The organism is Streptomyces deserti (assembly GCF_054782695.1).
Window position 1 is genome coordinate 120,193 of the sequence record NZ_BAAGRZ010000009.1, and the last position, 25,448, is coordinate 145,640.

Genomic DNA, 25,448 nt, shown 5'->3' on the forward strand with positions numbered 1-25,448 from the left:
CTACTGCTTACCGCACAGCGAGACGACCTTCTGCTCCTTCTCCGAGAGGCTGGGGCCGGGGCTGGGAGTGGGTGCGGTCGTGGACGGGGACGGGGACTTGCCGGGCGCCGACGGTGAACCCGACGGGTTCGGGGTCGGCGTGGCCTTGGACGTGAACGAGGCGGGAGTGGTTCCCGTGGTGCCTCCGGCCTCGCCCTGGCCCGTCCCGGCGTTCGTCTCGCTCTGTGCGGCGCGCCGCTGCGCCTCCTTCTTGCACGCGGAGGCCTGCACCGACAGTTCCTCGATCTTCTTCTGGGCGCCCTTGAGGTCGCCCTCGGCGATCGTCGCCTTGACCAGCTTCTGCTGGTAGGGCGGCAGGTACTTGAGTTCGATCTCGGGGTGGTCCTTCTCCACCTCCGACAGCGACACCCAGGCCAGGTCCTGGCTGATGCCCCGGTACAGCGCGACGTGCTCGCCCTTGGCGCCGACGTAGTACTGGGTCTGCGTCCAGCGCCAGCCGCCGTACAGGCCGCCGCCGATGACGGCGAGCGCGAGCAGGCCGTAGGCGGATCTCTTCAGCCACCTGCGGCTCTTCTTCGGTTTGACGAAGTCGTCGTCGCCGTAGCCGAAGCCGGCCGCCGGGATGTAGCCGGTGGTGTCGCCGCTGCCGGGCGGGCCGAACTCGCCGCCACCGCCGCCCTGCCCGTGCCCCTGGCGGCCGAGGCCGGAGGCGCGGCCGGCGGGGGTCTGCATGATGCCGTTGTCGTGCAGCTGGTGCTGGTTCTCGGCGACGGCGCCGACCACGACCGGGGTGTCGGACAGCTGCCCGGCGAGGGTGTCGCCGGTGTCGAGGTCCAGGACGTCGGCGACGATGACGGTGATGTTGTCCGGGCCGCCGCCGCGCAGCGCCAGCTCGATGAGGTTCTGGACGGTCTCCTGCGGGCCCTGGTAGCTGGCGAGGGTGTCCTCCAGGGTCTGGTGGGACACCACCCCGGACAGGCCGTCGGAGCAGATCAGGTAGCGGTCACCGGCGCGGACCTCGCGGATGGACAGGTCGGGCTCGACGTGGTCGCCGCTGCCCAGGGCACGCATGAGGAGCGAGCGCTGCGGGTGGGTCGTGGCCTCTTCCTCGGTGATGCGGCCCTCGTCGACCAGGCGCTGCACCCACGTGTGGTCCTGGGTGATCTGGGTCAGGACACCGTCCCGGAGGAGGTACGCGCGGGAGTCGCCGACGTGCACGAGGCCGAGGCGCTGGCCGGTCCACAGCAGCGCGGTCAGCGTGGTCCCCATGCCCTCCAGCTGGGGGTCCTCCTCGACCATGGCGCGCAGCTGGTCGTTGGCGCGCTGCACTGCGGTGCCGAGCGAGGTGAGGATGTCGGAGCCGGGGATGTCGTCGTCGAGCGCCACGATCGTGGAGATGGCCTCGGAGGAGGCGACCTCGCCGGCCGCGGCGCCGCCCATGCCGTCGGCGATGGCGAGCAGGCGCGGGCCGGCGTAACCGGAGTCCTCGTTGCCCTCCCGGATCATGCCCTTGTGCGATCCGGCGGCGAAGCGCAGTGACAGACTCATGCGCACCTCGCCCGTCGGCTCCGGGTACAGCCGGTCGTGTCGAGCCACACTGCCCACCCTCCGGTCGGGAGCGCGCCGGGGTCCTGGGTCCGGACCGCCGCTGCGTGCTCGCTCCGCTCGCGCTCACTCATGATGTAGCACTACTTCCGCAGCTCGATGACGGTCTTGCCGATGCGGATCGGCGCGCCCAGCGGAATCGGTGTGGGGGTCGTCAGCCGGGTCCGGTCCAGGTACGTGCCGTTGGTGGAGCCCAGGTCCTCGACGATCCACTGGCCGTCGCGGTCCGGGTAGATCCTGGCATGGCGGCTGGAGGCGTAGTCGTCGTCCAGCACGATCGTCGAGTCGTGTGCCCGGCCCAGGGTGATGGTCTGGCCCTGCAGCGCGACGGTGGTGCCGGTGAGGGTGCCCTCGGTGACGACGAGTTTGGTGGGCGCGTTACGGCGCTGGCGCCCGCCCGCGGGCTGCTGGCGCTGCTGCGGGGGCGCCTGGCGGGCGGCCTGCGGAGCGCGCGCGGCCTCCCGTCGCGCGCCGCGCTGGGTGACGCGCGTACCGAACAGGTCGCTCCGGATGACCTGCACGGCCACGATCACGAACAGCCACAGTACGGCCAGGAACCCCAGCCGCATGACCGTGAGGGTCAGCTCTGACATTGCCCCCGCTTCACCCTTCGGCTTGCCTATAGATAACGGTGGTGCTGCCCACGACGATCCGCGAGCCGTCGCGGAGCGTAGCGCGGGTGGTGTGCTGCCCGTCCACCACGATGCCGTTGGTGGATCCGAGATCCTGGATCGTCGAGGGCGTTCCGGTCCGGATCTCGCAGTGCCGGCGGGAGACGCCGGGGTCGTCGATCCGCACGTCGGCGTCGGTGCTGCGGCCCAGCACCAGCGTCGGGCGGGAGATCTGATGGCGGGTGCCGTTGATCTCGATCCAGTGGCGGGCGCGGCCGGCCGGCGCGGCGCCGGGGCGCGGGGCCGCGGCGGGCTGCGGGTAGCCGTATCCGCCGGGGCGGCCGCCGGGCGGCGGGGCGGCCGGCATGGGCGGGGCACCCGCGGGGGCGGCGGCCGGCGGATAACCGTAGCCACCGGGCCGTCCCGCGGGCGGGGCGGCGGGGCCGGCGGGGGCCGCGGCCTGGCTGGTGGAGGAGGCGAGCGTACGGCTGCGCACCCGGTACAGGCCGGTGTCGAGGTCGTCCGCCTTCTCCAGGTGCACCTTGATGGGGCCCATGAAGGTGTAGCGCTGCTGCTTGGCGTAGTCGCGCACCATGCCTGCGAGCTCGTCGCCGAGCTGTCCGGAGTACGGGCTGAGCCGCTCGAAGTCGGGGGCGCTCAGCTCGACGATGAAGTCGTTGGGTACGACCGTGCGGTCCCGGTTCCAGATGGTCGCGTTGTTGTCGCACTCCCGCTGGAGTGCTCCGGCGATCTCCACGGGCTGCACCTCGGACTTGAACACCTTGGCGAAGGTGCCGTTGACCAGACCTTCGAGACGCTGCTCGAACTTCTTCAGGACTCCCATGGGGCACCTCCTCCGTCGCTGCCGTCCTGTCGTACTGCCCTGCGTACTGCTTACTGCTTACCTGGTACCGCTGGTACTGCTTACTGATCGTATCCACGCGCCGGTCAATCGGGTGGTTCCCCCGGCGCTCCCCTTCGAACTCCCTGCGCGCGTGCTTCTGCCAAGGATCGTAGAGGCGGTCGCAAACCAGTGTCCCGCACCTGACTGTGGACCCCGACCGGCTCCTGGGGCGACGGGGGGTACCGGTACGAGGTTGATACGTGACAACGCACGTGTTGATACGTGTGCGGACGTGTGGGCGCTCGGCCGGTGGGCGGTGGGGACAAGGGATGTGAACCCACCCCGGCCAGCGTGCTAATGTTCTCGGTGTCGGAAGGCGCCAGCCCCCAAGGGGGAAGGGCCCGAGGACACACCCAATGCGCGGGTGGCGGAATAGGCAGACGCGCTGGATTCAGGTTCCAGTGCCCGCAAGGGCGTGGGGGTTCAACTCCCCCCTCGCGCACAGAGGAGCACCGACGAAAGTGCTCTAGCTGCACCGACGGAATGGGCGGCATCGCGATGGCGATGCCGCCCATTCCTGTTGCTGCGGTGTGATGTCTGTCTCTGGGCGCGGTGTAGCGGAGCGTCGGTGGCTGGGGCCGTCGGCGGTCCGCGTTCGTGTTGTGGATCTTTGCTCGGCAGCTCTCGGGGCGTGCCCTATGTGAGGAAGGTCTCAGCGCTGGGTGATGTGGCCCTTGGGGGTCCGAGTGCCCAGGGGCTTGGTCTTGCGGCGGCCGGGAGGCCGTCCGTGGGGCCGTTCGCCGCCCAGGGCGATGGCACTGGAGGCGGTCCCTGGCGAAGCCGTTGATGCCTTCGACGCTGTTGCGGAGCCGGAAGTAGACCCGTTGCCAGGCTTCGGAGCCGTACTGGAGGGGCTGCCAGAGGGTGGCGCCGGCTTCCGGGGGGACGGTGACGGCGCGCTGGGCGCAGCACGTCGGTGAGCCGACCGGGTTCGGGGTCGGGTCGACGAGGGGCAGGTGGATGCCTCGGCCGGGCGTGTAGGGCTTGAGAGGGCACTGCGTGCGGTTGGCCTCGGCCGGGCACATCGCGCGGCGGTGGCCTTCGGCGTCGGGGCGTTGCTTTGGCATGAACAGGTGGTTCGCGCGGGCGCGGATGCGGTCGGTCCAGGTCTGCTTGTCGATCTTCTGTAGCCCATGGCTCAGATGGGGAGCTGGAAGTTCTCCGGCTTCTGGCCGTTGTAGGCGCGGTCACCGGCCAGGTAACTGCGGGGGGAGCGGTCGTCGACGTGCTGGAGGGCCTCGACGGCGATCTGGCCGGGGCGATGGCTTGGCTTGTCGACGGAGAAGGCCACGATCAGGGCGGGGACCACGTCGGGGTTCGCCGAGCCGTCGGGCAGTGGGGCGCCGTGGTGCTCGGGGTCGCGAGCGACGACGAGGGAGGCGTCGTAGCCGAAGAGGCGCTCCTTGATCCTCATGTTGGACACGCGCAGCAGGCGGCGCGCTTGCGGGCCAATGGCAGTACCGGGAGCCCCATCCGGTACCCGGACATCCGGGAACGCTTGTACGAAAAAGCCTCGCCGCCCGTGGCTGGAGGTGACAGGATCACCTCAACTGGCCCGCTTCGGGCCCGAGTTGGGGGACTTGTATGAGAAACGGGAGCTACAGACGTGCCACGGCACTGACCTTGGGTGCCACGCTGCTGGCCGCACTGCCGCCCGCCGCGACCGCGCATGCCACGGACAGCACAGCCGCCCAGGCCACGGCCGGGGCGGCCCGCATCGTGGATGCGGAGACCACCGATGACTTCGCCACCCTCGCGGATGCCGTCCTGACCAGACGGACCTCCGCGCTCCTGGACGGATCCCAGGCGACCCGCCGTGCCGGCGCGGCGCTGCCGCTGAAGGGCGACGTGCACGTCACCGGCAGGCTGGCCCGCGCGGAGGACGCCGCAACAGACGTCCTGCGTGACCGCAGGGCGCGGCTCGCCGCCCTGGACGAGGCGTACACGGCGGCCGAGACCGAGGTCGACGTGGACGAGGTCCAGGTGACCGGCGACCGGGCCACTGCCCAGGTCACCGAGACAACGATGCTCACGTACAAGAAGATCGAGGGCGACGAGCCACCGACCACCGGCTTCCAGGCGAGGCACGAGCTGACCTTCGTAGCAGCGCCGGACGGCACGTGGGAGCTGACCGGATTCACGCCCCTCGACGAGGAAGGGCCGGCCGCGGTCAACTCGGTCGTGGACACCACTGGGGAAAGCGGCTCCACGTCCACGGGCGTGGCGGAGGAACCGATCGACGAGGGTGGCGAGCCCGAAATCGACGGCCCCGCGCCCCAGGAGAGCCAGGCGGGCACCACCCAGCCCACCGTCCAGGCCCAGGCCAAGGTCAGCGCCACCGCGAGCTACGACTACACCGCCATGGCGAAGTACGCGGAGAAGTACTGGAAGAACTACAACCCCAGCTACCGCAAGTTCAACGACGTCGGGGGTGACTGCACCAACTTCATCAGCCAGGCGCTGCGGGCGGGCGGCTGGAAGAACGACACCGGCTGGTACAAGAGCTACAAGAACTGGTGGTACAACTCCTCGAACCAGACGACGTCCTGGATCAACGTCAACTACTGGGCGTCCTTCGCTCTGCACAGCGACCGGGCCTACAACCTGGACAACGTGTACAAGCTGGGGCTCGGGGACATCCTCCAGATGGACTTCAGCGGCAACCGGTCCAAGGACCACTCCATGATCACCACGTACAAGAGCGGCGGAGTGCCCTACCTCACCTACCATTCGACCAACACCTACCGGAAGTCGGTGAAAAGCCTTGTGGCGCAGTACCCGCGCGCGACGTATTACGCCTTCCGCACCTGACGGGAGCGGGTACCGCTCATGGCAGCGGCGCGTCGGGTTGCTCATGGCGGTGCTCTGCGCGGTCCTGCTCACCGCGTGCGGCGGCGGGGACGGCTCCGCGTCCGCGAAACCCGACCTGGCGGACCAGGACCGTTTCCTGCACGACTACGTACGGTTCCTCAACACATCGGACGAGGACGGGCTTGCCGGGTTGCTCGACGCCCATCCCCAAGGCTCCGAGGACGCCCGCGCCCGGATCAAGGCGTACGGCGGACAGGACTGGGACGTCCGCTGGACGCGCTCCTCCGACTTCGCGGGCGTATGGAAGGTCGACATCACCGGCACCGCAGGTGCCAAGCACCGACCGGTGCGCGTCACCGAGACCATCACCTGGGAGAAAGCACAGTGGGTCATGGCCCCACTCCCGGGTGTCGTACCGACCCCACCCGACGCGGCGGGGACCGAACCGCCCGGGTGAGCGCATCCGGGCCCGGCCGTTTCGGCCAAGAAAGTTCCGGATTTTGAGCAAGACAGCGAAAGTGCCTTCTGAACTGGGACGGCAGGGCTTCTCCGAGGCTTCTGTCGTTCCAGCAGGAAGGCACTTTCCGCGTTGACACCGCCGCTCATGATGACCGTGCCGATCGGCACCAACGGAGCGAAGCTGAGCGCCGCGGCCCCGGTGCACCAGAAGGCCACCAGGTCGTTCGCCCGTTTGCTCAGCCCGGGGTCGGACTTCACCTCCGCAGGGACCTCGTACCCGTCGGACCGGTCACAGAGGATCACGACTACCGACCGGAACGTCCCGCTTGGACGAGGCCTCTTGTCGAAGACGCCGGTGGAATCACATCTGGCACCGCAAGGAGGCGAAGAAATTCCTTGAACCGCGGATCACTTGGGGTCGTACACAACTCAACTTTGTGTCAGCGCGCCACTTGAGGTAGATGGCACAGAGCCAGTCGCGGTTGTCCGACTCCAGCACTATCCGCCCCAACTCCCCGTACCTCCACGGTGGGAGAAACACTGCCCCGTAGAGGGATCAATCCGCATTCCCGCGCGCGGCAGGGTGGGTGCGTCCCGTACGCATCGACCCAAGGACCCAACGCACGTGCGCAACAGTCGAATATCCCTCTTCCTGGCGGTCAGCGCCGTCACCACGCTGATCCCCGCACTGACCCCCGCCACGGCGTCCGCCGCGGAGAACCCCCTCCGCCCCTACCTCCAGCAGAAACCGGCCTGGCACCGCTGCGACACGGCGCTGCCCGCCTCCCTTCAGTGCGCCACGATCAAGGTGCCGCTCGACTACGGCAGACCGGGCGCCAAGAAGCTCGACCTCGCGATCTCCAGGATGAAGACGAGCACCAAGCAGGAACGGCGCGGTGTGCTTCTGCTCAACCCCGGTGGCCCGGGCGGGCCGGGCGTCGACATGCCGCAGTACATGGCCGGCGAGCTGCCGAAGTCCGTGAAGGACAAGTACGACCTCGTCGGCTTCGACCCGCGGGGCATCGGCCGGAGTTCCCCCGTCGGCTGTGGCCTGACGTCCGAGGAGCGGAACTGGGAACGGCCTTACAAGGCCGAGACGTTCACCAAGGACGTGAAGTGGGCCCGGACCGTCGCCGAGAAATGTGACAAAAGGCAGGGCGACAAGCTGCGCCACATCACCACCCGCAACACCGCCCGGGACATGGACGTCATCCGCGCCGTGCTCGGCGAGAAGAAGATCTCCTACCTCGGCTACTCCTACGGCACCTACCTCGGCGCCGTCTACACGCAGATGTTCCCGAAGCGCACCGACCGCTTCGTGCTGGACAGCGCCGTCGACCCGGCCCGGGTGTGGCGCGGGATGATCCAGGTCTGGGCGGAGGGCGCCGAGCCCGCCTTCACCCGATGGACCGAGTGGACCGCCGCGCGGCATGCCACCTACAAGCTGGGCCGGACTCCCGAGGCGGTCCGCAAGACCTTCTACGGTCTGGTCGCTCAGGCCGACCGCAAGCCGATCGATCTCGACGGCACGCTGCTGACCGGAGACGACATCCGCCACGGCCTTCGGGGCACGTTCTTCGGCGCGCGCGACGCCGCGGAAGCGGTCGCCGAGCTGAAGAAGGCCGCCGCCGGAGCCCGCCCGTCCGCCGACCGGGAGCTCAGGACGCCCGAGCCCCTTCCGCCGTCCTTCGGCCGGACCGTGCCCGAGGACAACGGCGACGCCGGCTTCTGGGCCGTCGTCTGCGCCGACACCCGCGCCTGGCCGCGCGATCCCGAGCGGTACCGCAAGGACGCGATCCGGGACAAGGCCAGGTACCCGCTGTACGGCGACTTCGCCTCGCACATCAAGCCGTGCGCCTTCTGGAAGAAGAACGGCAGCGAGCCCGCCACCAGGATCGGTAACAAGGTGCGCGCGCTCATCCTCCAGAACGAGTGGGATTCCCAGACGCCGCTGACCAGCGGCCAGGGCCTGCGCCGCGCCATGAAGGGCTCGAAGATGGTCACGGTCGCCGGAGGCGTAGGACACGGCATCTACGGCACCAGGTCGTGCGCCGACAAGACGGCCACCACCTACCTGGCCACCGGCAAGCTCCCCACGAAGGACATGACCTGCAAGGCCGCTCCGGCCGCGGACGAACGCAACGCCCCCAACCGGCTGCCGCTCCCGACACCCACGGGCATCCCGGGGATGGTCAGCCGTTTCTGATCGCCAGGAGTCCCTGGGAGGCCATCCGCCTGCGGGAGGCCGCCAGCCGGAGGAATGTTTCAAAGGTGTGGGCGCCGGTGCGTGGCCGGACGTGTGGGGCCGTACCGGGCGGTGGGCGCATCCGGGTGGTCACTCCCGTGTGCCCGCCAGTTCCACCGCCCGGCGGCGCAGGACGGCTGCGGCCGGGACGACGGACGCGGTCACGGCGAGCACCGCGCAGAGAGCCACGGACGTGCCGATGGCCGCCCACGGCAGTTCGATCGTGCTCCGCACCGACAGCAGGGCCAACGCGCCCCACATACCGGCCAGGTTGAGCCCGGCGACCATGAGTCCGAGCAGCGCGCCGACGGCGACCACCGTCAGGGCCTCGGCGCCCACCAGCCGCAGCACCTGCCCCCTGGTGGCCCCGGCCAGCCGCAGCACGGCCAGGTCGCGCACCCGGTCGGAGGTCGCCATGACCATGGTGTTGACCAGGGAGATGCCGGTGTAGAGCAGGGCGATGCCGAGGACCAGCAGGAAGCCGAGCCGGGTCGTCCGGTCGGTCTCGGGGTGGGTGGCCCGTATCCACTGGTCCTTGGTGAGCACCCGCCCGCCGGATGCGCGCACCGCCTCGCGCAGCACGGTGGCGACGGCCCGGGCGTCGGCCCCGCCCGTGAGGGCGACGTCGACGCGGTCGACGACGGCGCCGGGCGCGTTGCGCGGGGTGACGTAGACGCCGTTGTCGCCGGTGCCGGTGGTCATCACCGCGGCGATCCGCAGCGTGCGGGGCGTGCCGTCGCCGAGCCACACCCGCACCCGCTCGCCGACGGTGTGCCGCTCCCACTCCTCGTTGACGATGATCGAGTCGTCGTCCAGGTCGCTCACCTTCCCGGCGGCCAGTGGAAGTCGTGTGGTGGCCGCGAGTGCGTCCGGGGCGGCGGCGCGGGCCTCGGATCCGATGAGGGCGACGCCCTCCTCCAGCACGTGGACGGTGCTCGCGGCGGTCGCCGACACCTCGGTGCCGGGGACCGCGCGCAGTGCGCGCAGCGTGGCGCCGTCGAAGCCGGCCCCGCCCGCCGGGGTGACGACGAAGTGCGCGGTGGTCCGCTCGCGCGTCTCGGCCGTCTTGGCCTCGTGCAGGGTGGCGGTGGCGCCGAGCAGCGAGCCCGCGAGGGCGACCGTGACCAGGACGGGTGCCGCGACCGCGGCGGTACGGCGTACTCCGGCGGCCGCGTTCTCCCGCACCAGCACGCCGCCCGCGCCGGGCAGCCGGGCGGGCAGCCAGGCCAGCAGCCGGGTCAGCGGGCGCACGACGAGCGGCGCGAGCAGGGCTACCGCGGTGATCAGGAGCATCGGGCGGCTCACGTAGGTCTTGCGGTGCAGCAGGTCGCCGGGGTCGCGGACGAGGGCGAGGACCAGCGTCACCACGGTCGTCAGCAGCAGGGCCGTACCGAACAGCAGACGCCCCGGCGTCAGGGCGCCGCTGTCCGCCGACGCCTCGCGCAGCGCCTGGGCGGGGCCGGTGCGTCCGGCCCGCCAGGAGGCGGCGAGTGCGCCGCTCAGGGCGACGAGCAGGCCGGTCCAGAAGGCCAGGTGGTACGGCCAGGTGGCGGTGCCGAGGGTGAACCAGGCCGGTGCGAGACCGCCGTCGACCACCCACGCGGCCAGCCGCGGGGCGGCGTACGCGCCGAGCGCACAGCCCGCCGCCGAGGCGAGTACGCCGACCAGCAGCGCCTCGGCGAGGACCGTCCGCCGGAGCTGCCCGGGCGTCGCCCCGGCGGTGCGCAGCAGCCCGAACTCCCGGCGCCGCTGGGCGACCGCGAAGGCGAAGGTGGACGCCACCACGAACACCGACACGAAGGCGGTGACGCCACCGGCCGTGCCGAACAGGGCGTTCATCGCGGTCAGCGCCTCACGGTCCCGCTCGGGATCGGGGTCCGCCGCGCGGCGCGCGTCGCCCGTCAGTACCTCGGCGCTGCCGCGTACCACGTCCCGTACGGCCGCCGCGTCGGCGTCCACGGCCAACTGGAAGGTAGCGGGGGCGAGTCGGGCGGCGCGGGTGTCGGTGTAGAAGACGGCGTTCTCGAAGCCGCGGGAGGTGAGCGTGCCGACGACCCGTACGGTGCCGCGGTCGGTGCGGACGCGGTCGCCGGGCTTCGCCCAGGCGCCGGTGACGGTGACCTCGTCGGCCGTACGGGGCGCGCGTCCGCCGTCCAGGGTGTACGGGGCGAACGCGGCGGTGGACCACGGGTGGCCCACCAGGTCACCGGGCCCGCCCTCGGCCCGTACCGGGAACGACCGGTCCTCGACGACGGTGCCCAGTCGCCTGAGCTTCGTGACGGTCTCCGCTGGGACGGGGCGTGGGTGGGTGAGCTGCTGCTCCCGGTCGCCGGCCGGGGTCGGGACCCGCAGGGTGTCCGTGCCCCTGACCACGACCGGCGCGGCCGCGAACCGCTCGGGCCCGCGGTCGGGCGCGTCCAGCGAGGCGGCCAGCGTCAGGCCCATCACGGTGAGCAGCGCCACGCCCAGCGACAGCGCGACGAAACTGCCCGCGAAGGTGACCCGGCGGGCGCGCAGGGTGCCCAGGGCGACGCTCAGCACGGCACGGCCTCCAGCCCGGTCATGCGGGTGGCGATGGCGTCGGCGTCCGCCCCGGCCAGTTCGCCGTGCACACGTCCGTCGACGAGGAAGACCACACGGTCGGCGCAGGCGGCGGCCACCGGGTCGTGCGTGACCATGACGACCGTCTGGCCCTCGCGGTCGACCATGCCGCGCAGCAGCCCCAGCACCTCACGGCCGGTCCGCGAGTCCAGCGCCCCGGTCGGCTCGTCGCCGAACAGCACCTCGGGGCGGGTGATCAGGGCCCGGGCCAGCGTCACGCGCTGCTGCTGACCGCCGGACAGCTCCGCCGGACGGTGCCGGGCCCGCTCGGCGAGGCCGACCTGCCCGAGCACCTCGCGCACCCGGGCCCTGGGCACCCGCTTACCGGCCAGCCGCAGCGGCAGCGCCACGTTCTGCTCGGCGGTCAGCGACGGCAGCAGGTTGAACGCCTGGAAGACGAAGCCGACGCGCTCGCGGCGCAGCAGCGTCAGTCGCCGCTCGCTCAGCCCGGTCAGCTCGGTCCCGCCGACGGTGACCGACCCGGAGGTCGGCCGGTCCAGACCGGCGGCGCACTGCAACAGGGTCGACTTGCCGGAGCCCGAGGGGCCCATGACGGCGGTGAAGGTTCCCCGGGGGAAGGACAGGGTGACCTCGTCGAGCGCGATCACGGCCGCCTCGCCCGAGCCGTACCGTCTGCTGACCGCGCGCAATCGGATCGCGTCGTCCATGTGCCCCAACTCCCTTGGATGTCCTGGCCGCCACGGCCCCTTCGGCGACTCCAGGAGACCGCGCGGGCACGGCTCGGCGCAGTCCGGCAGGACCGAGACCTGGCGTGGGGCCAGGCATACCCCCGGACTCGCCCCGGGCCCATGGCCGGGGCCCGGGCGGGCTCCTACGGTGACCCCCATGCACCCGCTGATCCCCAGGCACCCTCACACCGTGTGGCAGGCCCTGCCCCGCCCCGGCTACCTGCTGTCGCCGTGGCCGTGGCGCTCGGCCGGATACCTGCTCAGCGGCGCGGTGACCGGCGCCGTCGCGCTCGCGGGGATCGTGACCACGGCGGCGGCCGGCGGCGTCCTCGCCGTCGTACTGGTCGGGCTGCCGCTGCTGCTCCTCACCGCCCTCGCGGGCATCCCCGTGGCCCGGGTCGAGCGGGGCAGGCTGCGGCTGGTCGACCGGGACCCGGCGTACGACCGGCACCGGCCGCCCGCCGCCCCGGGCCTGCGGGTCTGGCTCGCGACCCGGCTGCGGGAGCAGGTCACCTGGCGGGAGCTCGGCTTCGCCCTGCTGTTCGCGGGGCTGCTGTGGCCGGTCGACGCGCTCGCGCTCACCGTCGCCCTGCTCTTCCCGCTGGCCGTGGCCGTCACCCCGCTGCTGATGGCCACCGTCGGGGACGGCGACGAGGCGAAGGTGCTCAAGCTGTGGACGGTCACCACCTGGCCGGCCGCGTTCGCCGCCGCCGTCCTCGGACTGGTCCTGCTGGCCCTGGGCGCCTACCTCCTGGGCGCCTACCTCCTGGGCGTCGCGGCCGGCGCCCGCGCGGAACTGACCCGGCTGCTGATCGCCCCGCGCGAGGGCGACCTGAATGCCAGGGTGGTCGAACTGACCCGCTCCCGGGTGCGGTTGGTGGACGCCTTCGAGGCGGAACGGCGGCGCATCGAACGCGACCTGCACGACGGTGCCCAGCAGCGGCTGGTGGCCCTGACGATGCTGCTCGGCCTGGCCCGCCTGGACGCCCCGCCCGGCCCGCTCGCCGACCAGCTCGCCAGGGCCCACGAGGAGGCGGGCAGGGCGCTGGAGGAACTGCGCGAGCTCATCCACGGCATCCACCCCAAGGTCCTCGCCGACTACGGCCTCGAAGCCGCCGTCGCCGACGCCGCCGACCGCTCCGCCGTCCCCGTCGACGTCGACGTGGAACTGCCCGGACGGCTGCCGCAGGCCGTCGAGGCCGCCGCCTACTTCGTGGTCTGCGAGGCGCTCGCCAACGTCGCCCGGCACAGCGGGGCACACCGCGCCCAGGTCACCGGCGGGCACCGTGACGGGCGGCTGTTCCTCGAGGTCCGCGACGACGGCCGGGGCGGCGCCGAGGCCGGGGCGGGCAGCGGCCTGACCGGACTCGCCGACCGGGTGTCGGTGCTGGATGGCAGACTCTCCCTGTCCAGTCCGCCCGGCGGCCCGACCCTGTTGCGTGTGGAGATTCCTTGCGCCCCCTGCGAGTTGACCGAGCGCTCCGTGTAGTCCTGGCCGAGGACAGTGTGCTGCTGCGCGAGGGACTCATCGGGCTGCTGGGCCGCTGCGGGCACGAGGTCGTCGCGGCCGTCGGCGACGCCGAAGCCCTTCTCGCCGCCGTCGAGGACCACGCGCCCGACATCGTCGTGACGGACGTACGCATGCCCCCCGGCTTCCAGGACGAGGGCCTGCACGCGGCGGTACGGCTGCGCGAGCGGCGGCCCACCCTGCCCGTGCTGGTCCTCAGCCAGTACGTGCAGCGGACGTACGCCGCCGACCTGCTCGACTCCGGCGACGGAACCGGCGTCGGCTACCTGCTCAAGGACCGCGTCGGCCAGGTCGAGGAGTTCGTCGAGGCACTGTGCGAGGTCGCGGCCGGCGGCACGGTCGTCGACCCCGAGGTCGTACGGCAGTTGCTGCGCCGCCGCCGCGACCCGCTGGAGCGGCTCACCCCGCGCGAGCGGGAGGTGCTGGCGCTGGTCGCCGAGGGCAAGTCCAACAGCGCGATCGCCCGCGCACTCGTCGTCTCCGAGGCGGCCGTGGGCAAGCACATCGGCGGCATCCTCACCAAGCTGGACCTGCCGCCGGCGGACGAGACCCATCGCAGGGTGCTGGCGGTGCTGGCGTATTTGCGGGCGTGAGCCCGGGGTGACGTGACGTGTCCGTTCGGGGGGTGATGTGCCGCGTCGGTCCGGGAGGTGATCCGCCGCGTCGGTCCGGGAGGCGGTCTGCCGCGTCGGTCCGGGAGGCGGTCTGCCGCGCTGGTGGTCTGCCGCGCCCGTCCGGGAAGCGATCCGACGCGCTCACGACTGAACCGACCAGACGGTTTCTTTCCCCTGTCGGCCGCCCCTCTCGGCCGCCCCTCTCGGCCGGTCCTGACTGGCGTGGCTCGTCGACGCGTGCCTAGCGCTCTGCGGACCGCAGGAACGACCGGTACCAGGGTGCCGAGCGCGACAAGGCGACGGTGAACCCCTCGCCCGGAGCGCAGTCCAGGTCCTTCCAGAAACCGTCGTCCGCGAACCAGTGGTCGACGGTGAGCAGGGCCAGGTGATGCAGCGCCCGCGGTGACCCGGCGGCCCGCTCCCGGGCGGCGGCGACGTCCACCGCCACCCCACCGCCGGGATCCTCGACCTGCGCGCACACGGCCGCGAGCAGCTCCGAACACGGCACCGGATCAGGATGGTTGACGTGGTAGACGCCCGAGGTGTGCGCCGGGGACAGGGCGGCGGCCAGCACCGCCCGGCCCAGCGTCCCGACCTCGATCATCGACTGCAGCGCCGCGCACCCCGTCACGGTCGCCGACAGCTCGCGCAGCAGCCCCACGAGCCCCGGGATCACCCAGCGGTCGCCCACGCCGTACACCAGGTGCGGCCGCAGCACCAGGCCGCCCGCGTCGAGGACGTGCCGCTCGGCAGCCGCCCGGGTGCGGCTGGTGGCCGACGCCGGCGCGAGCGCCACCTCGCCGGGCCGTACGCCGTGGAAGGGGCCCCGGCCGTACACGGCGGCCGTACTCACGTACACGATCCGGCGCACACCGCTGCGCACCGCGTCCTCGACCAGGGCCCGCGTGCCCAAGTCGTTGACGGTCGCGGCGACTTCGGGGTCGCCGCCGATCTGCGAGGCGCAGTGGACGAGGACGTCCGTACCGGCACAACTGCCGCGCAGGGAACGCGGATCGGCGAGGTCGCCGTGGACGACCTCGTCACCGGTGCCCGGTGGTGGCGTGCGGCGGGACAGCGACCGTACGCGTACGGCGGGCTGCCCGCGTGCCGCCTGCGCGACCCGGCTGCCGATAAAGCCGCTCGCGCCCGTGACCAGGAGGTTCACCGTCACGAAGGGGACCGTACCGGGGCCGTCGGCGCGGAGGTGAGCGTGGCGGTGAACAGGGACTCGCCGTCCTGCCGCCCCGACACCCGGACGGTCACCTCCTCCTTGTCGAGCACCTCTGTCTCGAGCGTGCAGGGGGTGTGCAGTTCGGTGTACCGGCTGAACGAGACGGCCATCCGGCCGGGCAGGAAGGGCCGCCTGCCGGTCGCCGCGGTCGCGGCCTGGCGGGCCGCCTCGAACAGGACCATGCCCGGGACGTGGTCGTTGGGGCGGGGGAAGAGGACGGGGTGGCCGGTGTCGACGCGCAGCCGCCAGACGCCGGGGCGGTCGTCGGGCGCGAGTACGACGTCCTCGGCCCGGCTCCGGCCGGCCAGCTCGGGCGCCACACCCGGCAGCAGCGGCACGGGCCTGCCCACGGCGGCCAGCTGCCGGGCCCGCAGCCGCTGGTAGGCGAGCGGCGAGGTGCAGCCGGTGCTGCCGGTGCCGCGCGCGACGAGCCGGTCCGCCCGGCGGAACTCCATCGTCGTCCGCATGCTCTTCAGGCCGCGTCCCCGGTGTCGTATCTCGGAGCAGACGACGTCGACGGCGACCGGCTCGGCGGCCTCCGCGAGCAGCAGCGCGGCCGGGTCGACGGAGAGCTCCATGTCCCACATGACGAAGTGGGTGCCGAGCGGCACGCCGAACTCGGCGTGCGCGAGCACCATCGACGTCTGCCGCAACGTTTCTCCCACGACCATCGGATCCTGGTGGCGGTCGTCGACGGGACCGAAGAAGCTGTGGGCGGCCGGCCAGTGCGCGGTGACGAGGAAGCGGGTCTCGGAGAGCCGGCGCCACTGCGTGGGGAAGACGTCCGACTCGCTTGAACGGTGGGCGAGTTCCTTGGTCACCTTCGTCACCGTGGAGCCCTTGGCGTCCTCGGTGTCCCCGGTGTTCTTGGCGTCCTCGGTGTTCTTGGCGTCGCCGGTGTTCTTGACGTCCTCGCCGTCCTTGGTGTACTCGGCGAGCCCGGTGCCAACGCCCGCCTCACCGGCCGTGCTTGCCGGACCGCCCCGCTGTCCGGTCTGATCCTCCGTGGGTGCGCTTAAGGGACCTGTCTGCGGCATGGGGAACCCCCGGGATCGACAGCCTCGGCTCCGTTCGGCGTGGGACTAAGATACGAACAAGTCGGTTTCTTTTAAAGGTACATCGCTGTACATCGCCGGGAGACGAGTCCGCGCGCCCGCACGTCATGGCGACTTCATCACGATCCACGGAGATCAGGAGGCACCCGATGGCGCGACAGGAGCGCGCGATCCGCACCCGGCGGACCATCCTGGAGGCGGCTGCGGCCGTTTTCGATGAACGCGGCTACACCTCGGCGACCATCGGGGAGATCCTGCAACGGGCGGGCGTGACCAAGGGCGCCCTGTACTTCCACTTCGGCTCCAAGGAAGAGCTGGCGCTCGGCGTGTTCGAGGAACAGATGGCCATCGCCCTGCCGCCACAGGCCAGCAAACTCCAGGAGCTGGTCGACTCCGGCCTGGTGCTGGCCTGGCGGCTGCGCACCGAGCCGCTGGTGCGGGCCAGCGTCGGACTGGCTCTCGATCAGGGGGCCCTGGGGCTGGACCGCACCCCGGCGTTCCGCATGTGGATCGACCAGACCACGCTGACGCTGGCCGACGCCAAGGCACAGGGCGAACTGCTGCCGCACGTCGACGTGACGGAAACGGCGGAGCTGCTGGTCGCGAGCTTCTCGGGGGTACAGCTGCTGTCCCAGTTGCGCTGCCAGCGAGAGGACCTGGAGCGCCGGGTGGTCGTGCTGTTCGACCACCTGCTGCCCGGCATCGCCGTACCCGCTGTACTCGCCCGGCTGGACATCTCGGAGGGCCGGGCCGAACGGGTTCTGGCGGACAGCAGGCCCGAGCTGCTGGCGGGGTGAGTATCCACATTCCCGGAGTTGTCCACAGGGGCTGACGCGTTGTGGCCCGGCGGTTGTACGGTCGGCACGGGTTGATGTTCGTGCGTGGGCCGCATGCGTGGGTTTCATGCGTGGGCTTCGGGTGTGAGTCGGGGGAGGCGGTCGCGGTGACCGATGTCGGTGCCAGGACGGCGGAAGCAGGAGCGGCTGGGCAGTCGGTGGTGTCGGCCGGTGCCGGGCGGGCACGTCGGCTGCCCCGGGTGCCGGGCTTCGCCGAGTGGCCTGCCGAGGGCTCGCCCAAGGACGAGGGCAAGGCGCTGCGCAAACGGGTCCCGCGCCGGGCGCACGCCACGCTCGACCTGGACGCCGCCCGCCCCGACGCGGTGGCCGTCGTGGAGGAGTCCAACCGGGGCCGGCTCCCGGAGCTCACCCCGATACGGGTCGGCCGGATGGCGGCCACGCCGTTCACCTTCCTGCGCGGCGCGGCCGGCCTCATGGCGTACGACCTGGCCCGCACCCCCATGACCCGGATCCGGGCCCAGATCTGCGGCGACGCCCACGCGGCCAACTTCGGCCTGTACGGCGACGCGCGCGGCCGCCTGGTCATCGACCTGAACGACTTCGACGAGACGGTCCACGGCCCCTGGGAGTGGGACCTCAAGCGCCTGGCGGCCTCCCTGGTGCTCGCGGGCCGGGAGGCCGGCGCGGACGAGGACACCTGCCGCAGGGCGGCGTACGACGCGGTGGGCGCCTACCGCCGCACCATGCGTCTGCTCGCCAAGCTCCCCGTCCTGGACGCGTGGAACGCCATCGCCGACGAGGAGCTCGTCTCCCACACCGACGCCCACGACCTGCTCGGCACCCTGGAGCGGGTCTCGGAGAAGGCGCGCCACAACACCAGCGGGCGGTTCGCGGCCCGGTCGACCGAGGTGATCGAGGACGGCGGACGCCGCTTCGTCGACGCCCCGCCGGTGCTGCGGCGCGTCCCCGATGCGGAGGCCGCGGCGGTGGCGGCGTCCCTGGAGCAGTACCTGACCACGCTGCCGGAGGACCGCCTGCCGCTACTGGCCCGCCACGCGGTGCACGACGTGGCGTTCCGCGTCGTCGGCACGGGCAGCGTCGGCGCCCGGTCCTACGTGGTGCTCCTCCTGGACCACCGCGGTGAGCCGCTGGTGCTGCAGGTGAAGGAGGCCCGGGCCTCCGCGCTGGTGCCGCACCTGGTGACGGCCGGCTTCGAGGCGCCGCCGGCCGACCACGAGGGCCGCCGGGTCGTCCTCGGCCAGAAGCGCATGCAGGTCGTCAGCGACATCCTGCTGGGCTGGACGACGGTCGACGGCCGTCCCTTCCAGGTCCGCCAGTTCCGCAACCGCAAGGGCAGCGTCGACCCCGCGGCCCTCGCCGCCGACCAGATAGACGACTACGCCCGCATGACCGGCGCCCTCCTGGCCCGCGCCCACTCCCACAGCGCCGACCCCCGCCTCGTCGCCGGCTACTGCGGCAAGAACGAGGAGCTGGACGAGGCGATCGCCGCCTTCGCGGCCACGTACGCCGACCGCACGGAGGCGGACCACGCGGATCTGGTGGCGGCGGTCCGGGCGAGGCGGATCGCGGCGGAGCTGGGGGTGTGAGCTGGGGGTATGAGGGGGCGTCCGGGGTGCGGGTGAGGGGAGTGCGGGTGGGGGGCTGTGCAGTACGTCGATCCTGACGGGCGGGTCGGTGAGGTGTCGGGCGTCATCGGCCTCGGGCCGTGAGCGGGACGCGGCACCGTACCCTTCCCGCGCGGTCTGCCTGGCCCCTGCGCGAGCCGAGCGCAGTGCGCCCGTGGCCTACGCTGGTCGGGTGACGACCCCGGAAGCTGAGCAGTCCCGCCCGGAGGACCGGCTGGAGCAGGCCGTCCGGGCCGCCGAGCAGGCCCTGATCGAGTACGAGATCGCGGTGGAGACCTTCCGCGTGGAGGTCGAGAACTTCTCGCGGCTCCACGAGCAGAAGCTCGGCCCGATGTATGCCCGGCTCGAGGAGCTGGACGCGCAGATCGCCGAGGCCAAGGCCGCCCGCACCGGTGACCCCGAGGACGTCCGCACGGCCCAGGAGCTGCGGGCCCGCCTGGCGCCGATCCCCGGCGTCGAGGAGCTGCTGCACGGCTGGATGGGCGGCGACGGCCTGTTCCCGGAGGCCGCCGCCATGCTCACGGACCAGCCGGTCCGGCCACCGCAGCGGGTCCGCCCCAGCGAGGAGGCCCGCAAGCTCTACCGCGACCTGGCCCGCAAGGCCCACCCGGATCTCGCCCAGGAGGAGAAGGAACGTCGGCGGCGCGAGGAGTTCATCACCCGCGTCAACGCCGCCTACGCCCGCGGCGACGAGGCCGAGCTGCGGGAACTGGCCGAGGAGTGGGCCGCCGGACCGGAGCTGAAGCGGGGCCCGAGCCGCAGCGAGGAGCTCTACGCCCGCCTCGAATGGCTCGCCCGGCGCAAGGAACTGCTCACTCTGGTCGCGAAGGAACTGGAGGAGAGCGCCATCGGCTCGATGCTCCGGCTCGCCCCGGAGGACCCCGACGGCCTCCTGGACGACATCGCCCGGCAGCTGCTGGCCCAGATCACCGAGCGCGAGACGGAGCTGGCGGCGCTGCTCGGGTAGCGTCGGAGACATGAACTTCGGAGCTGGTGTGCCCACGGTCCAGGTCACGGACCTCAAGGACGGCGATTTCCTGCTGGACGTCCGCGAGGACGACGAGTGGCAGGCCGGTCATGCGGAAGGGGCGCTGCACATTCCCATCAGCGAGTTCGTGGCCCGCTACGGCGAGCTGACCGAGGCGGCCCCGCAGGACGGCCGGATCCACGTGATCTGCCGCTCCGGCGGCCGTTCGGCCCAGGTCACGATGTATTTGGTCCAGCAGGGCATCGACGCCGTGAACGTCGACGGCGGCATGCAGGTGTGGCAGGCCGCGGGCCGCCCGGTGGTGACCGACGAGGGCCGGGCGGGTCACGTCCTGTAAGGCCCCGGGCTCGCGCGGAGCAGGCGGTCAGCCCAGCGGGTGCGCCGCCAGCAGGTCGCCCAGTGCTTCCTCGTGCGCCGCCGCCGGGCCGAGCGACAGCTCCAGGTGCTTGGCCCAGGCGTGGTACCGGTGCAGCGGACAGTCCACGTCCGCGCCGAACCCGCCGTGCAGATGCTGCGCCGTCTGCACGACCCGCCGTACGCCCTCCGCCGCCCAGATCTTCGCCACGGCGACGTCCCCGGAGGCGGGCAGCGCGCCCGGTGCCCTGGAGCCGATCCGCCAGGCGGCCTGCCACAGCGTGGCCTCCATCGCGCGCAGGTCGATGTACCGGTCGGCGGCCTGCATCGCGACGGCCTGGAAGGTCGCGAGCGGGAAACCGAACTGCTCCCGCTTGCTCGTGTAGTCGCCGGTCATCCGCAGCACCCGCTCCCCGAGCCCGAGCGCCAGCGCACACGTACCGGTGGCCAGCAGATCGCGCAGCCACTCCCACGCCCCGTCCGCGTCGATCACGTCGCGGGCGTCGACCCGCACCGACTCCAGCCGCAGCTCCCCGAGCCGCTCCCCGCTGGTGGACACCTGCTCGGCCAGCACGACCCCGTCCCGGCCACGCGGCACCAGAGCGAGAACGATCCGGTCGGCCCCCGTGCGCGCGGGTACGACCGTGAAGTCCGCGTCGTACGCCCACGGCACCGCCGTCTGCACTCCGTCCAGCACCCACCCGTCGCCCTCACCGTCCTGCCGTGCGGTGACCGCGAGTTCGGCCGGGTCGTGGCCGGTACGGCCGTGCGCGGCGACGGTCAGCACGATCTCACCGCGCCCCACGCCCGCCAGCAGCGCGGACCTCAACTCCTCACTGCCATAGGCCTGTACGGCCGCCGCGGCGGCACTGCTCTCCAGCAGCGGCACCCGCGCCAGCACCTTCGCCGACTCGCGCAGCACCAGACACAGCGCGATCGCGTCCAGCCCCGCCCCGCCGTACCGCGCGTCCAGCAGCAGACTCAGCAGGTCCGCCTCGGCCAGCCTGGCCCACAGCGCACGGTCGAACTCGTCGGCGACGGCGCCCGTGACCAGGGTGGGACTGGGCACCGCGTCCGGCACGACTCCGGCGAACACGCCCCGCGCCGCCTCGGCCGCCGCCTGCTGCTCCTCGGTGAAGGTGAAGTCCACGGTCCCTGTCCCTTCGGCGGATCCCGTTGATCTGACGGGGCGTCAAGATAGAACAGGTTCTACGAGAAGGGAATGCTGGTCGCCGCCCATGGAGGGGAACGGGCCGCGGTACAGCCGGAGGCGGGCCGTGGAGCAGCCGGAGGCGGGCCGCGGTGCAGCCGGAGGCGGGCCGCGGGGAAATGGACCGCGGTGCAGCCGGAGTTCAGCGGTCGAAGTCCAGCTCCACCCGCTCCGTCACCGGATGCGACTGGCACGCCAGCACATACCCCGCCTCCGTCTCCTCCCGCTCCAGGGCGAAGTTGCGGTCCATGCGCACCTCGCCCGAGACCAGGAAGGCCCGGCAGGTCCCGCACACCCCGCCCTTGCAGGCGTAGGGCGCGTCGGGCCGGTTGCGCAGCACCGTCTCCAGCAGTGACTCGCCGTCCCGGACGGGCCAGGTCCCGCCGCGTCCGTCGAGCCGGGCGGTGACCGTGCTGTGCGCGGGGGCGGGTGCCGTCGAGGCGAGGGAGGGGCCGGCGTCCACGTGGAAGATCTCCTCATGGATGCGGGCCCGCGCCACGCCCAGCCCGCGCAGCGCCCGCTCGGCCTCCTGCACCAGCCCGTACGGCCCGCACAGGAACCACCCGTCCACCCGTTCCACCGGCACCATCGTCGGCAGCAGCCCCGTCAGCCGCTCCTGGTCGAGCCGACCGGACGGCAGCCCCGCCTGCTGTTCCTCCCGGGAGAGCACCGTGACCAGCTGCAACCGCTCCGGGTAGCGGTCCTTCAGGTCGGCGACCTCCTCCAGGAACATCGTCGAGGCGGACGTCCGGTCGCTGCGTATCAGGCAGAACCGGGCCCGGGGCTCGCGCGCCAGCAGTGTCGAGACGATCGACAGCACGGGGGTGATCCCGCTGCCGCCGACGATCGCGGCGTACAGACCGGGTGCGGGTTGCAGCGTGAAACGGCCGGCCGGGGTCATCACCTCCAGTTCGTCCCCGACGTTGATCTCCTTCAGCGCGTACGTCGAGAAGGCCCCGCCCTCGACCAGCCGGACGCCGACCCGCAGGGTGCTCGGTCCCTCGCCGTCCGGCGCCGGGGAGCAGATCGAGTACGTGCGCCGTATCTCCTGCCCGTCGGCCGTGCGCCGCAGGGCGAGGTGCTGGCCCGGGGCGTACCGGTACTCCTCCCGCAGCTCGGGGGGAACGGCGAGGGCGACCGCCACGGAGTCGTCGGTGAGCCGGTCGACCGCGGCCACCCGGAGCCGGTGGAAGCGCGCCATCACAACTCCTTGAAGTGGTCGAACGGTTCACGGCACGACAGGCAGCGGCGCAGCGCCTTGCAGGTGGTCGAGGAGAACCGGCTCAGCAGCTCGGTGTCGGCGGATCCGCAGTGCGGGCAGCGGACGGGGTCCTCCGGTGCGTGTGCGGCGCGCGTGCGGGTCGGGCCCAGCTCGACGGGGACCGGGCCGCCGCCCGGCTGCCGTACGCGCGGCGGCGCGATCCCGAAGTCGCGCAGCTTGCGGCGCCCTTCCTCGGTGATGTCGTCCGTCGACCAGGCGGGCGTGAGCACCGTGCGGACGCTGACCTCTCGCACGCCGTGCTCGCGCAGCACCCGCTCTATGTCCAGGGACATGGCCTCGATCGCCGGGCAGCCGGTGTACGTGGGGGTCAGCTCGACCTCCACCGCGTCCGTGCCGCGCACCCGCACCGCGCGCAGGACGCCCAGCTCGCGCAGGGTGAGCACGGGCAGTTCGGGGTCGGGCACCGAACCGGCGAGCTCCAGCAGTTCCGCCTCCAGCGGGGTGACCGTCACCATGACGCCCCCGGGTGGCTGCGGTGCAGGTGCTGCATCTCGGCGAGCATCCGCCCGAAGGGCTCGGTGTGCAGGCCCTGCCGTCCCGCCCCGGCCGACCACGCCCCCGACCTCGGCCCCTCGGGCACCGTCAGGGTGGCCCGGCGCAGCAGGTCACCGACCTGCTCCAGCCAGGCCGCCTCCATCGCCGCCCAGTCAACGTCGATCCCTTCCACCGGCTGGAACATCTCGCCGGTGTACCGCCACAGCGTGTCGCAGGCCTTCCGCATGCGGGTGTGGCTGAGATCGGTGCCGTCGCCGAGCCGCAGGGTCCACTGCTCGGCGTGGTCGCGGTGGTAGGCGACCTCCTTGACGGCCTTGGCCGCCAGCGGCGCGAACGGGCCGCCTCCCGCGGACAGTTCGGCGTACAGCAGGTGCTGGTAGGTGGAGAAGTACAGCTGGCGGGCGATGGTGTGCGCGAAGTCGCCGTTGGGCTGCTCCACCAGCTGGAGGTTGCGGAAGGCGCGTTCCTCGCGCAGATACGCCAGCTCGTCCTCGTCGCCGACCAGCGACAGCAGAAACCGGGCCTGGCCGAGCAGGTCCAGCGCGATGTTGGCGAGGGCGACCTCCTCCTCCAGGACGGGGGCGTGGCCGGCCCACTCGCCCAGGCGGTGGGAGAGCACCAGGGCGTCGTCGCCGAGGGAGAGGGCGGCTGCCGTGGGCACGGTCGTCGGCTGCGGTGCCGTCACAGGTGCTGCACCCCCTCCGGGATCTCGTAGAACGTCGGGTGCCGGTACGGCTTGTCGCCGGCCGGTTCGAAGAACGGGTCCTTCTCGTCGGGCGAGGACGCCGTGATGGCGGACGACGGCACCACCCAGATCGAGACGCCTTCACCGCGCCGGGTGTACAGGTCGCGCGCGTTGCGCAGGGCGAGTTCCGCGTCCGGCGCGTGCAGGCTGCCGGCGTGGGTGTGGGACAGGCCGCGGCGCGAGCGCACGAAGACCTCCCACAGGGGCCAGTCGGTGGTGCTCATGCCCGCGCCTCCTCGCGCTCGACGGCGTGTCCGCCCGGGTTCTCCCCGGTGTTCTCCCTGGTGTTCTCGCCGGTGTGCCCGGCAGTGTGCTTGGCGGCGTAGGCCGCGGCCGCCTCCCTCACCCAGGCGCCCTCCTCGTGGGCCCGCCTGCGCTGGGTCAGCCGCTGTTCGTTGCACGGCCCGTTGCCCTTGAGGACCTCCCAGAACTCCGTCCAGTCGATCGGGCCGAAGTCGTAGTGCCCCCGCTCCTCGTTCCACTTCAGCTCGGGGTCGGGGAGGGTCAGGCCCAGGGACTCGGCCTGCGGGACGCAGATGTCGACGAAGCGCTGGCGCAGCTCGTCGTTCGAGTGCCGCTTGATCTTCCAGGCCATCGACTGTGCCGAGTGCTGGGAGGCGTCGTCGGGCGGGCCGAACATCATCAGCGACGGCCACCACCAGCGGTTCACCGCGTCCTGCGCCATCGCGTGCTGCTCCGGTGTGCCGCGGCTGAGGGCGAGCAGCAACTCGTAGCCCTGGCGCTGGTGGAAGGACTCCTCCTTGCAGATGCGGACCATCGCGCGCGCGTACGGGCCGTACGAGCAGCGGCACAGCGGCACCTGGTTGGTGATCGCGGCGCCGTCCACCAGCCAGCCGATCGCGCCGACGTCCGCCCAGGTCAGCGTGGGGTAGTTGAAGATCGACGAGTACTTCTGACGGCCCGCGTGGAGCTTGTCGAGCAGTTCCTCACGGCTCGTGCCGAGGGTCTCGGCCGCGCCGTACAGATACAGGCCGTGCCCGGCCTCGTCCTGGACCTTGGCCATCAGGATGGCCTTGCGGCGCAGCGAGGGCGCGCGCGTGATCCAGTTGGCCTCCGGCTGCATGCCGATGATCTCGGAGTGGGCGTGCTGGGCGATCTGCCGGACGAGTGTCGCCCGGTAGGCGTCCGGCATCCAGTCGCGCGGCTCGATGCGCTCGTCGGCGGCCACGGCCGCGTCGAAGGCACGCTCGTACGCGGCGGTGTCACCGGCGGCGGTGTCGGTACCGCTCTGTGCGCCGTGCGCCTGGCTGCGGGCCGTCCCGTGCGCGGCTGCTGTCGCCATGAGTCCCCCTCGACCTGGGCTCTGCTGGAAGCACGCTCCCGACCGATCGTTCGGTTCGTGCGATTCCATGGTGAGACGGGCGCCGTAAGGTGTCAACCGCTGTGGATAACCTGCGGGGGTCCCTGTGGACAACGGGGACCGCCGCTTCCGCGCCGCCGTGAACGCCGTACGGTCGGCTACCGCGGTGTCCCGACGGCCAGCGGGGCCGGCGGAGGGGGCTGTGCCCGGCGGGCGGGTCTGAGTACCGTTCCCGTGCCGGCGCCGTGGGGCGGTGC

Annotated in this window: 23 protein-coding genes and 1 tRNA gene; 10 read left to right on the forward strand and 14 right to left on the reverse strand. The window is 72.2% G+C overall.

Translation table 11 applies throughout. The annotated features are described in order from the left end of the window. The 3 genes from ACYVMZ_RS18085 to ACYVMZ_RS18095 form a co-directional block, all read right to left on the reverse strand. The gene (locus ACYVMZ_RS18085) at nucleotides 1–1,548 is read right to left on the reverse strand and encodes a Stp1/IreP family PP2C-type Ser/Thr phosphatase (RefSeq protein ID WP_461080939.1); all 1,548 of its coding nucleotides are present in this window, start codon (nucleotides 1,546–1,548) and stop codon (nucleotides 1–3) included. A gap of 140 nt (nucleotides 1,549–1,688) precedes the next feature. Next, nucleotides 1,689–2,198: an FHA domain-containing protein FhaB/FipA gene (locus tag ACYVMZ_RS18090; protein WP_461080749.1), complete on the reverse strand. Its 510-nt coding sequence runs from the start codon at nucleotides 2,196–2,198 to the stop codon at nucleotides 1,689–1,691. Between the two features lie 10 nt (nucleotides 2,199–2,208). Further along, the gene (locus ACYVMZ_RS18095) at nucleotides 2,209–3,060 is read right to left on the reverse strand and encodes an FhaA domain-containing protein (protein ID WP_461080751.1); all 852 of its coding nucleotides are present in this window, start codon (nucleotides 3,058–3,060) and stop codon (nucleotides 2,209–2,211) included. A gap of 418 nt (nucleotides 3,061–3,478) precedes the next feature. Between ACYVMZ_RS18095 and ACYVMZ_RS18100 the strand changes: the two genes are divergently transcribed. Beyond that, nucleotides 3,479–3,562: transfer RNA gene (locus tag ACYVMZ_RS18100), tRNA-Leu, on the forward strand. 696 nt (nucleotides 3,563–4,258) lie between these two features. Here ACYVMZ_RS18100 and ACYVMZ_RS18105 read toward each other — a convergent pair. Continuing rightward, nucleotides 4,259–4,543, reverse strand: coding sequence for a hypothetical protein (locus ACYVMZ_RS18105; protein WP_461080753.1), 285 nt, complete (start codon nucleotides 4,541–4,543; stop codon nucleotides 4,259–4,261). 200 nt (nucleotides 4,544–4,743) lie between these two features. Between ACYVMZ_RS18105 and ACYVMZ_RS18110 the strand changes: the two genes are divergently transcribed. From ACYVMZ_RS18110 to ACYVMZ_RS18120, 3 genes are all read left to right on the forward strand, one after another. Then, nucleotides 4,744–5,931, forward strand: coding sequence for an amidase domain-containing protein (locus ACYVMZ_RS18110; RefSeq protein WP_461080755.1), 1,188 nt, complete (start codon nucleotides 4,744–4,746; stop codon nucleotides 5,929–5,931). Nucleotides 5,932–5,974: 43 nt separating this feature from the next. Then, on the forward strand, nucleotides 5,975–6,388 hold the full coding sequence (locus ACYVMZ_RS18115; RefSeq protein WP_461080757.1) for a hypothetical protein: 414 nt from the start codon (nucleotides 5,975–5,977) through the stop codon (nucleotides 6,386–6,388). 627 nt (nucleotides 6,389–7,015) lie between these two features. Next, nucleotides 7,016–8,596, forward strand: a complete 1,581-nt coding sequence (locus tag ACYVMZ_RS18120; RefSeq protein ID WP_461080759.1) for an alpha/beta hydrolase — start codon at nucleotides 7,016–7,018, stop codon at nucleotides 8,594–8,596. Nucleotides 8,597–8,725: 129 nt separating this feature from the next. Here ACYVMZ_RS18120 and ACYVMZ_RS18125 read toward each other — a convergent pair whose 3' ends face one another. Both ACYVMZ_RS18125 and ACYVMZ_RS18130 read right to left on the reverse strand, forming a co-directional pair. After that, the gene (locus ACYVMZ_RS18125; protein ID WP_461080761.1) at nucleotides 8,726–11,176 is read right to left on the reverse strand and encodes an FtsX-like permease family protein; all 2,451 of its coding nucleotides are present in this window, start codon (nucleotides 11,174–11,176) and stop codon (nucleotides 8,726–8,728) included. Continuing rightward, the gene (locus tag ACYVMZ_RS18130; protein ID WP_461080763.1) at nucleotides 11,170–11,904 is read right to left on the reverse strand and encodes an ABC transporter ATP-binding protein; all 735 of its coding nucleotides are present in this window, start codon (nucleotides 11,902–11,904) and stop codon (nucleotides 11,170–11,172) included. Before ACYVMZ_RS18130 ends, ACYVMZ_RS18125 begins: the two co-directional genes overlap by 7 nt. A gap of 223 nt (nucleotides 11,905–12,127) precedes the next feature. On the opposite strand from ACYVMZ_RS18130, the gene ACYVMZ_RS18135 reads away from it, so the two are divergent. Together ACYVMZ_RS18135 and ACYVMZ_RS18140 are read left to right on the forward strand one after the other, a co-directional pair. Then, nucleotides 12,128–13,414, forward strand: a complete 1,287-nt coding sequence (locus tag ACYVMZ_RS18135) for a sensor histidine kinase (protein ID WP_461080941.1) — start codon at nucleotides 12,128–12,130, stop codon at nucleotides 13,412–13,414. Continuing rightward, complete coding sequence (locus ACYVMZ_RS18140; RefSeq protein ID WP_461080943.1) at nucleotides 13,387–14,046, forward strand: response regulator transcription factor; 660 nt, start codon at nucleotides 13,387–13,389, stop codon at nucleotides 14,044–14,046. Before ACYVMZ_RS18135 ends, ACYVMZ_RS18140 begins: the two co-directional genes overlap by 28 nt. Before the next feature lie 262 nt (nucleotides 14,047–14,308). Here the strand turns inward: ACYVMZ_RS18140 and ACYVMZ_RS18145 are convergent, their stop codons facing one another. Both ACYVMZ_RS18145 and ACYVMZ_RS18150 read right to left on the reverse strand, forming a co-directional pair. Then, nucleotides 14,309–15,238 (reverse strand): NAD-dependent epimerase/dehydratase family protein, encoded by a 930-nt coding sequence (locus ACYVMZ_RS18145; protein WP_461080765.1) that lies wholly within the window; start codon nucleotides 15,236–15,238, stop codon nucleotides 14,309–14,311. Further along, nucleotides 15,235–16,335 (reverse strand): ScbA/BarX family gamma-butyrolactone biosynthesis protein, encoded by a 1,101-nt coding sequence (locus ACYVMZ_RS18150; protein WP_461080767.1) that lies wholly within the window; start codon nucleotides 16,333–16,335, stop codon nucleotides 15,235–15,237. The genes ACYVMZ_RS18145 and ACYVMZ_RS18150 overlap by 4 nt, the downstream gene beginning before the upstream one ends. A 167-nt stretch (nucleotides 16,336–16,502) precedes the next feature. On the opposite strand from ACYVMZ_RS18150, the gene ACYVMZ_RS18155 reads away from it, so the two are divergent. The 4 genes from ACYVMZ_RS18155 to ACYVMZ_RS18170 all read left to right on the forward strand — a co-directional run bounded on the left by ACYVMZ_RS18155 (nucleotide 16,503) and on the right by ACYVMZ_RS18170 (nucleotide 20,121). Continuing rightward, nucleotides 16,503–17,150 (forward strand): ScbR family autoregulator-binding transcription factor, encoded by a 648-nt coding sequence (locus ACYVMZ_RS18155; protein ID WP_461080769.1) that lies wholly within the window; start codon nucleotides 16,503–16,505, stop codon nucleotides 17,148–17,150. A gap of 74 nt (nucleotides 17,151–17,224) precedes the next feature. Beyond that, nucleotides 17,225–18,757 (forward strand): DUF2252 domain-containing protein, encoded by a 1,533-nt coding sequence (locus tag ACYVMZ_RS18160; RefSeq protein WP_461080945.1) that lies wholly within the window; start codon nucleotides 17,225–17,227, stop codon nucleotides 18,755–18,757. Nucleotides 18,758–18,968: 211 nt separating this feature from the next. Next, complete coding sequence (locus tag ACYVMZ_RS18165; RefSeq protein WP_461080771.1) at nucleotides 18,969–19,763, forward strand: hypothetical protein; 795 nt, start codon at nucleotides 18,969–18,971, stop codon at nucleotides 19,761–19,763. Between the two features lie 28 nt (nucleotides 19,764–19,791). After that, nucleotides 19,792–20,121 carry a rhodanese-like domain-containing protein gene (locus ACYVMZ_RS18170; RefSeq protein WP_461080947.1) on the forward strand — a complete coding sequence of 110 codons (330 nt, stop codon included), beginning with the start codon at nucleotides 19,792–19,794 and terminating at the stop codon, nucleotides 20,119–20,121. A gap of 27 nt (nucleotides 20,122–20,148) precedes the next feature. On the opposite strand, the gene ACYVMZ_RS18175 is transcribed toward ACYVMZ_RS18170, so the two are convergent. From ACYVMZ_RS18175 to paaA, 6 genes are all read right to left on the reverse strand, one after another. Beyond that, the gene (locus ACYVMZ_RS18175) at nucleotides 20,149–21,288 is read right to left on the reverse strand and encodes an acyl-CoA dehydrogenase family protein (protein ID WP_461080773.1); all 1,140 of its coding nucleotides are present in this window, start codon (nucleotides 21,286–21,288) and stop codon (nucleotides 20,149–20,151) included. A gap of 202 nt (nucleotides 21,289–21,490) precedes the next feature. Then, nucleotides 21,491–22,549, reverse strand: a complete 1,059-nt coding sequence (gene paaE / locus ACYVMZ_RS18180; RefSeq protein WP_461080774.1) for a 1,2-phenylacetyl-CoA epoxidase subunit PaaE — start codon at nucleotides 22,547–22,549, stop codon at nucleotides 21,491–21,493. Continuing rightward, nucleotides 22,549–23,085 (reverse strand): 1,2-phenylacetyl-CoA epoxidase subunit PaaD, encoded by a 537-nt coding sequence (gene paaD / locus ACYVMZ_RS18185; RefSeq protein WP_461080775.1) that lies wholly within the window; start codon nucleotides 23,083–23,085, stop codon nucleotides 22,549–22,551. Before paaD ends, paaE begins: the two co-directional genes overlap by 1 nt. Next, on the reverse strand, nucleotides 23,079–23,810 hold the full coding sequence (gene paaC, locus ACYVMZ_RS18190; RefSeq protein ID WP_461080776.1) for a 1,2-phenylacetyl-CoA epoxidase subunit PaaC: 732 nt from the start codon (nucleotides 23,808–23,810) through the stop codon (nucleotides 23,079–23,081). The genes paaD and paaC overlap by 7 nt, the downstream gene beginning before the upstream one ends. Next, nucleotides 23,807–24,094, reverse strand: a complete 288-nt coding sequence (paaB, locus tag ACYVMZ_RS18195; RefSeq protein WP_461080777.1) for a 1,2-phenylacetyl-CoA epoxidase subunit PaaB — start codon at nucleotides 24,092–24,094, stop codon at nucleotides 23,807–23,809. The genes paaC and paaB overlap by 4 nt, the downstream gene beginning before the upstream one ends. Then, nucleotides 24,091–25,173, reverse strand: a complete 1,083-nt coding sequence (gene paaA / locus ACYVMZ_RS18200) for a 1,2-phenylacetyl-CoA epoxidase subunit PaaA (protein ID WP_461080778.1) — start codon at nucleotides 25,171–25,173, stop codon at nucleotides 24,091–24,093. The genes paaB and paaA overlap by 4 nt, the downstream gene beginning before the upstream one ends. Nucleotides 25,174–25,448 lie beyond the last annotated feature (275 nt).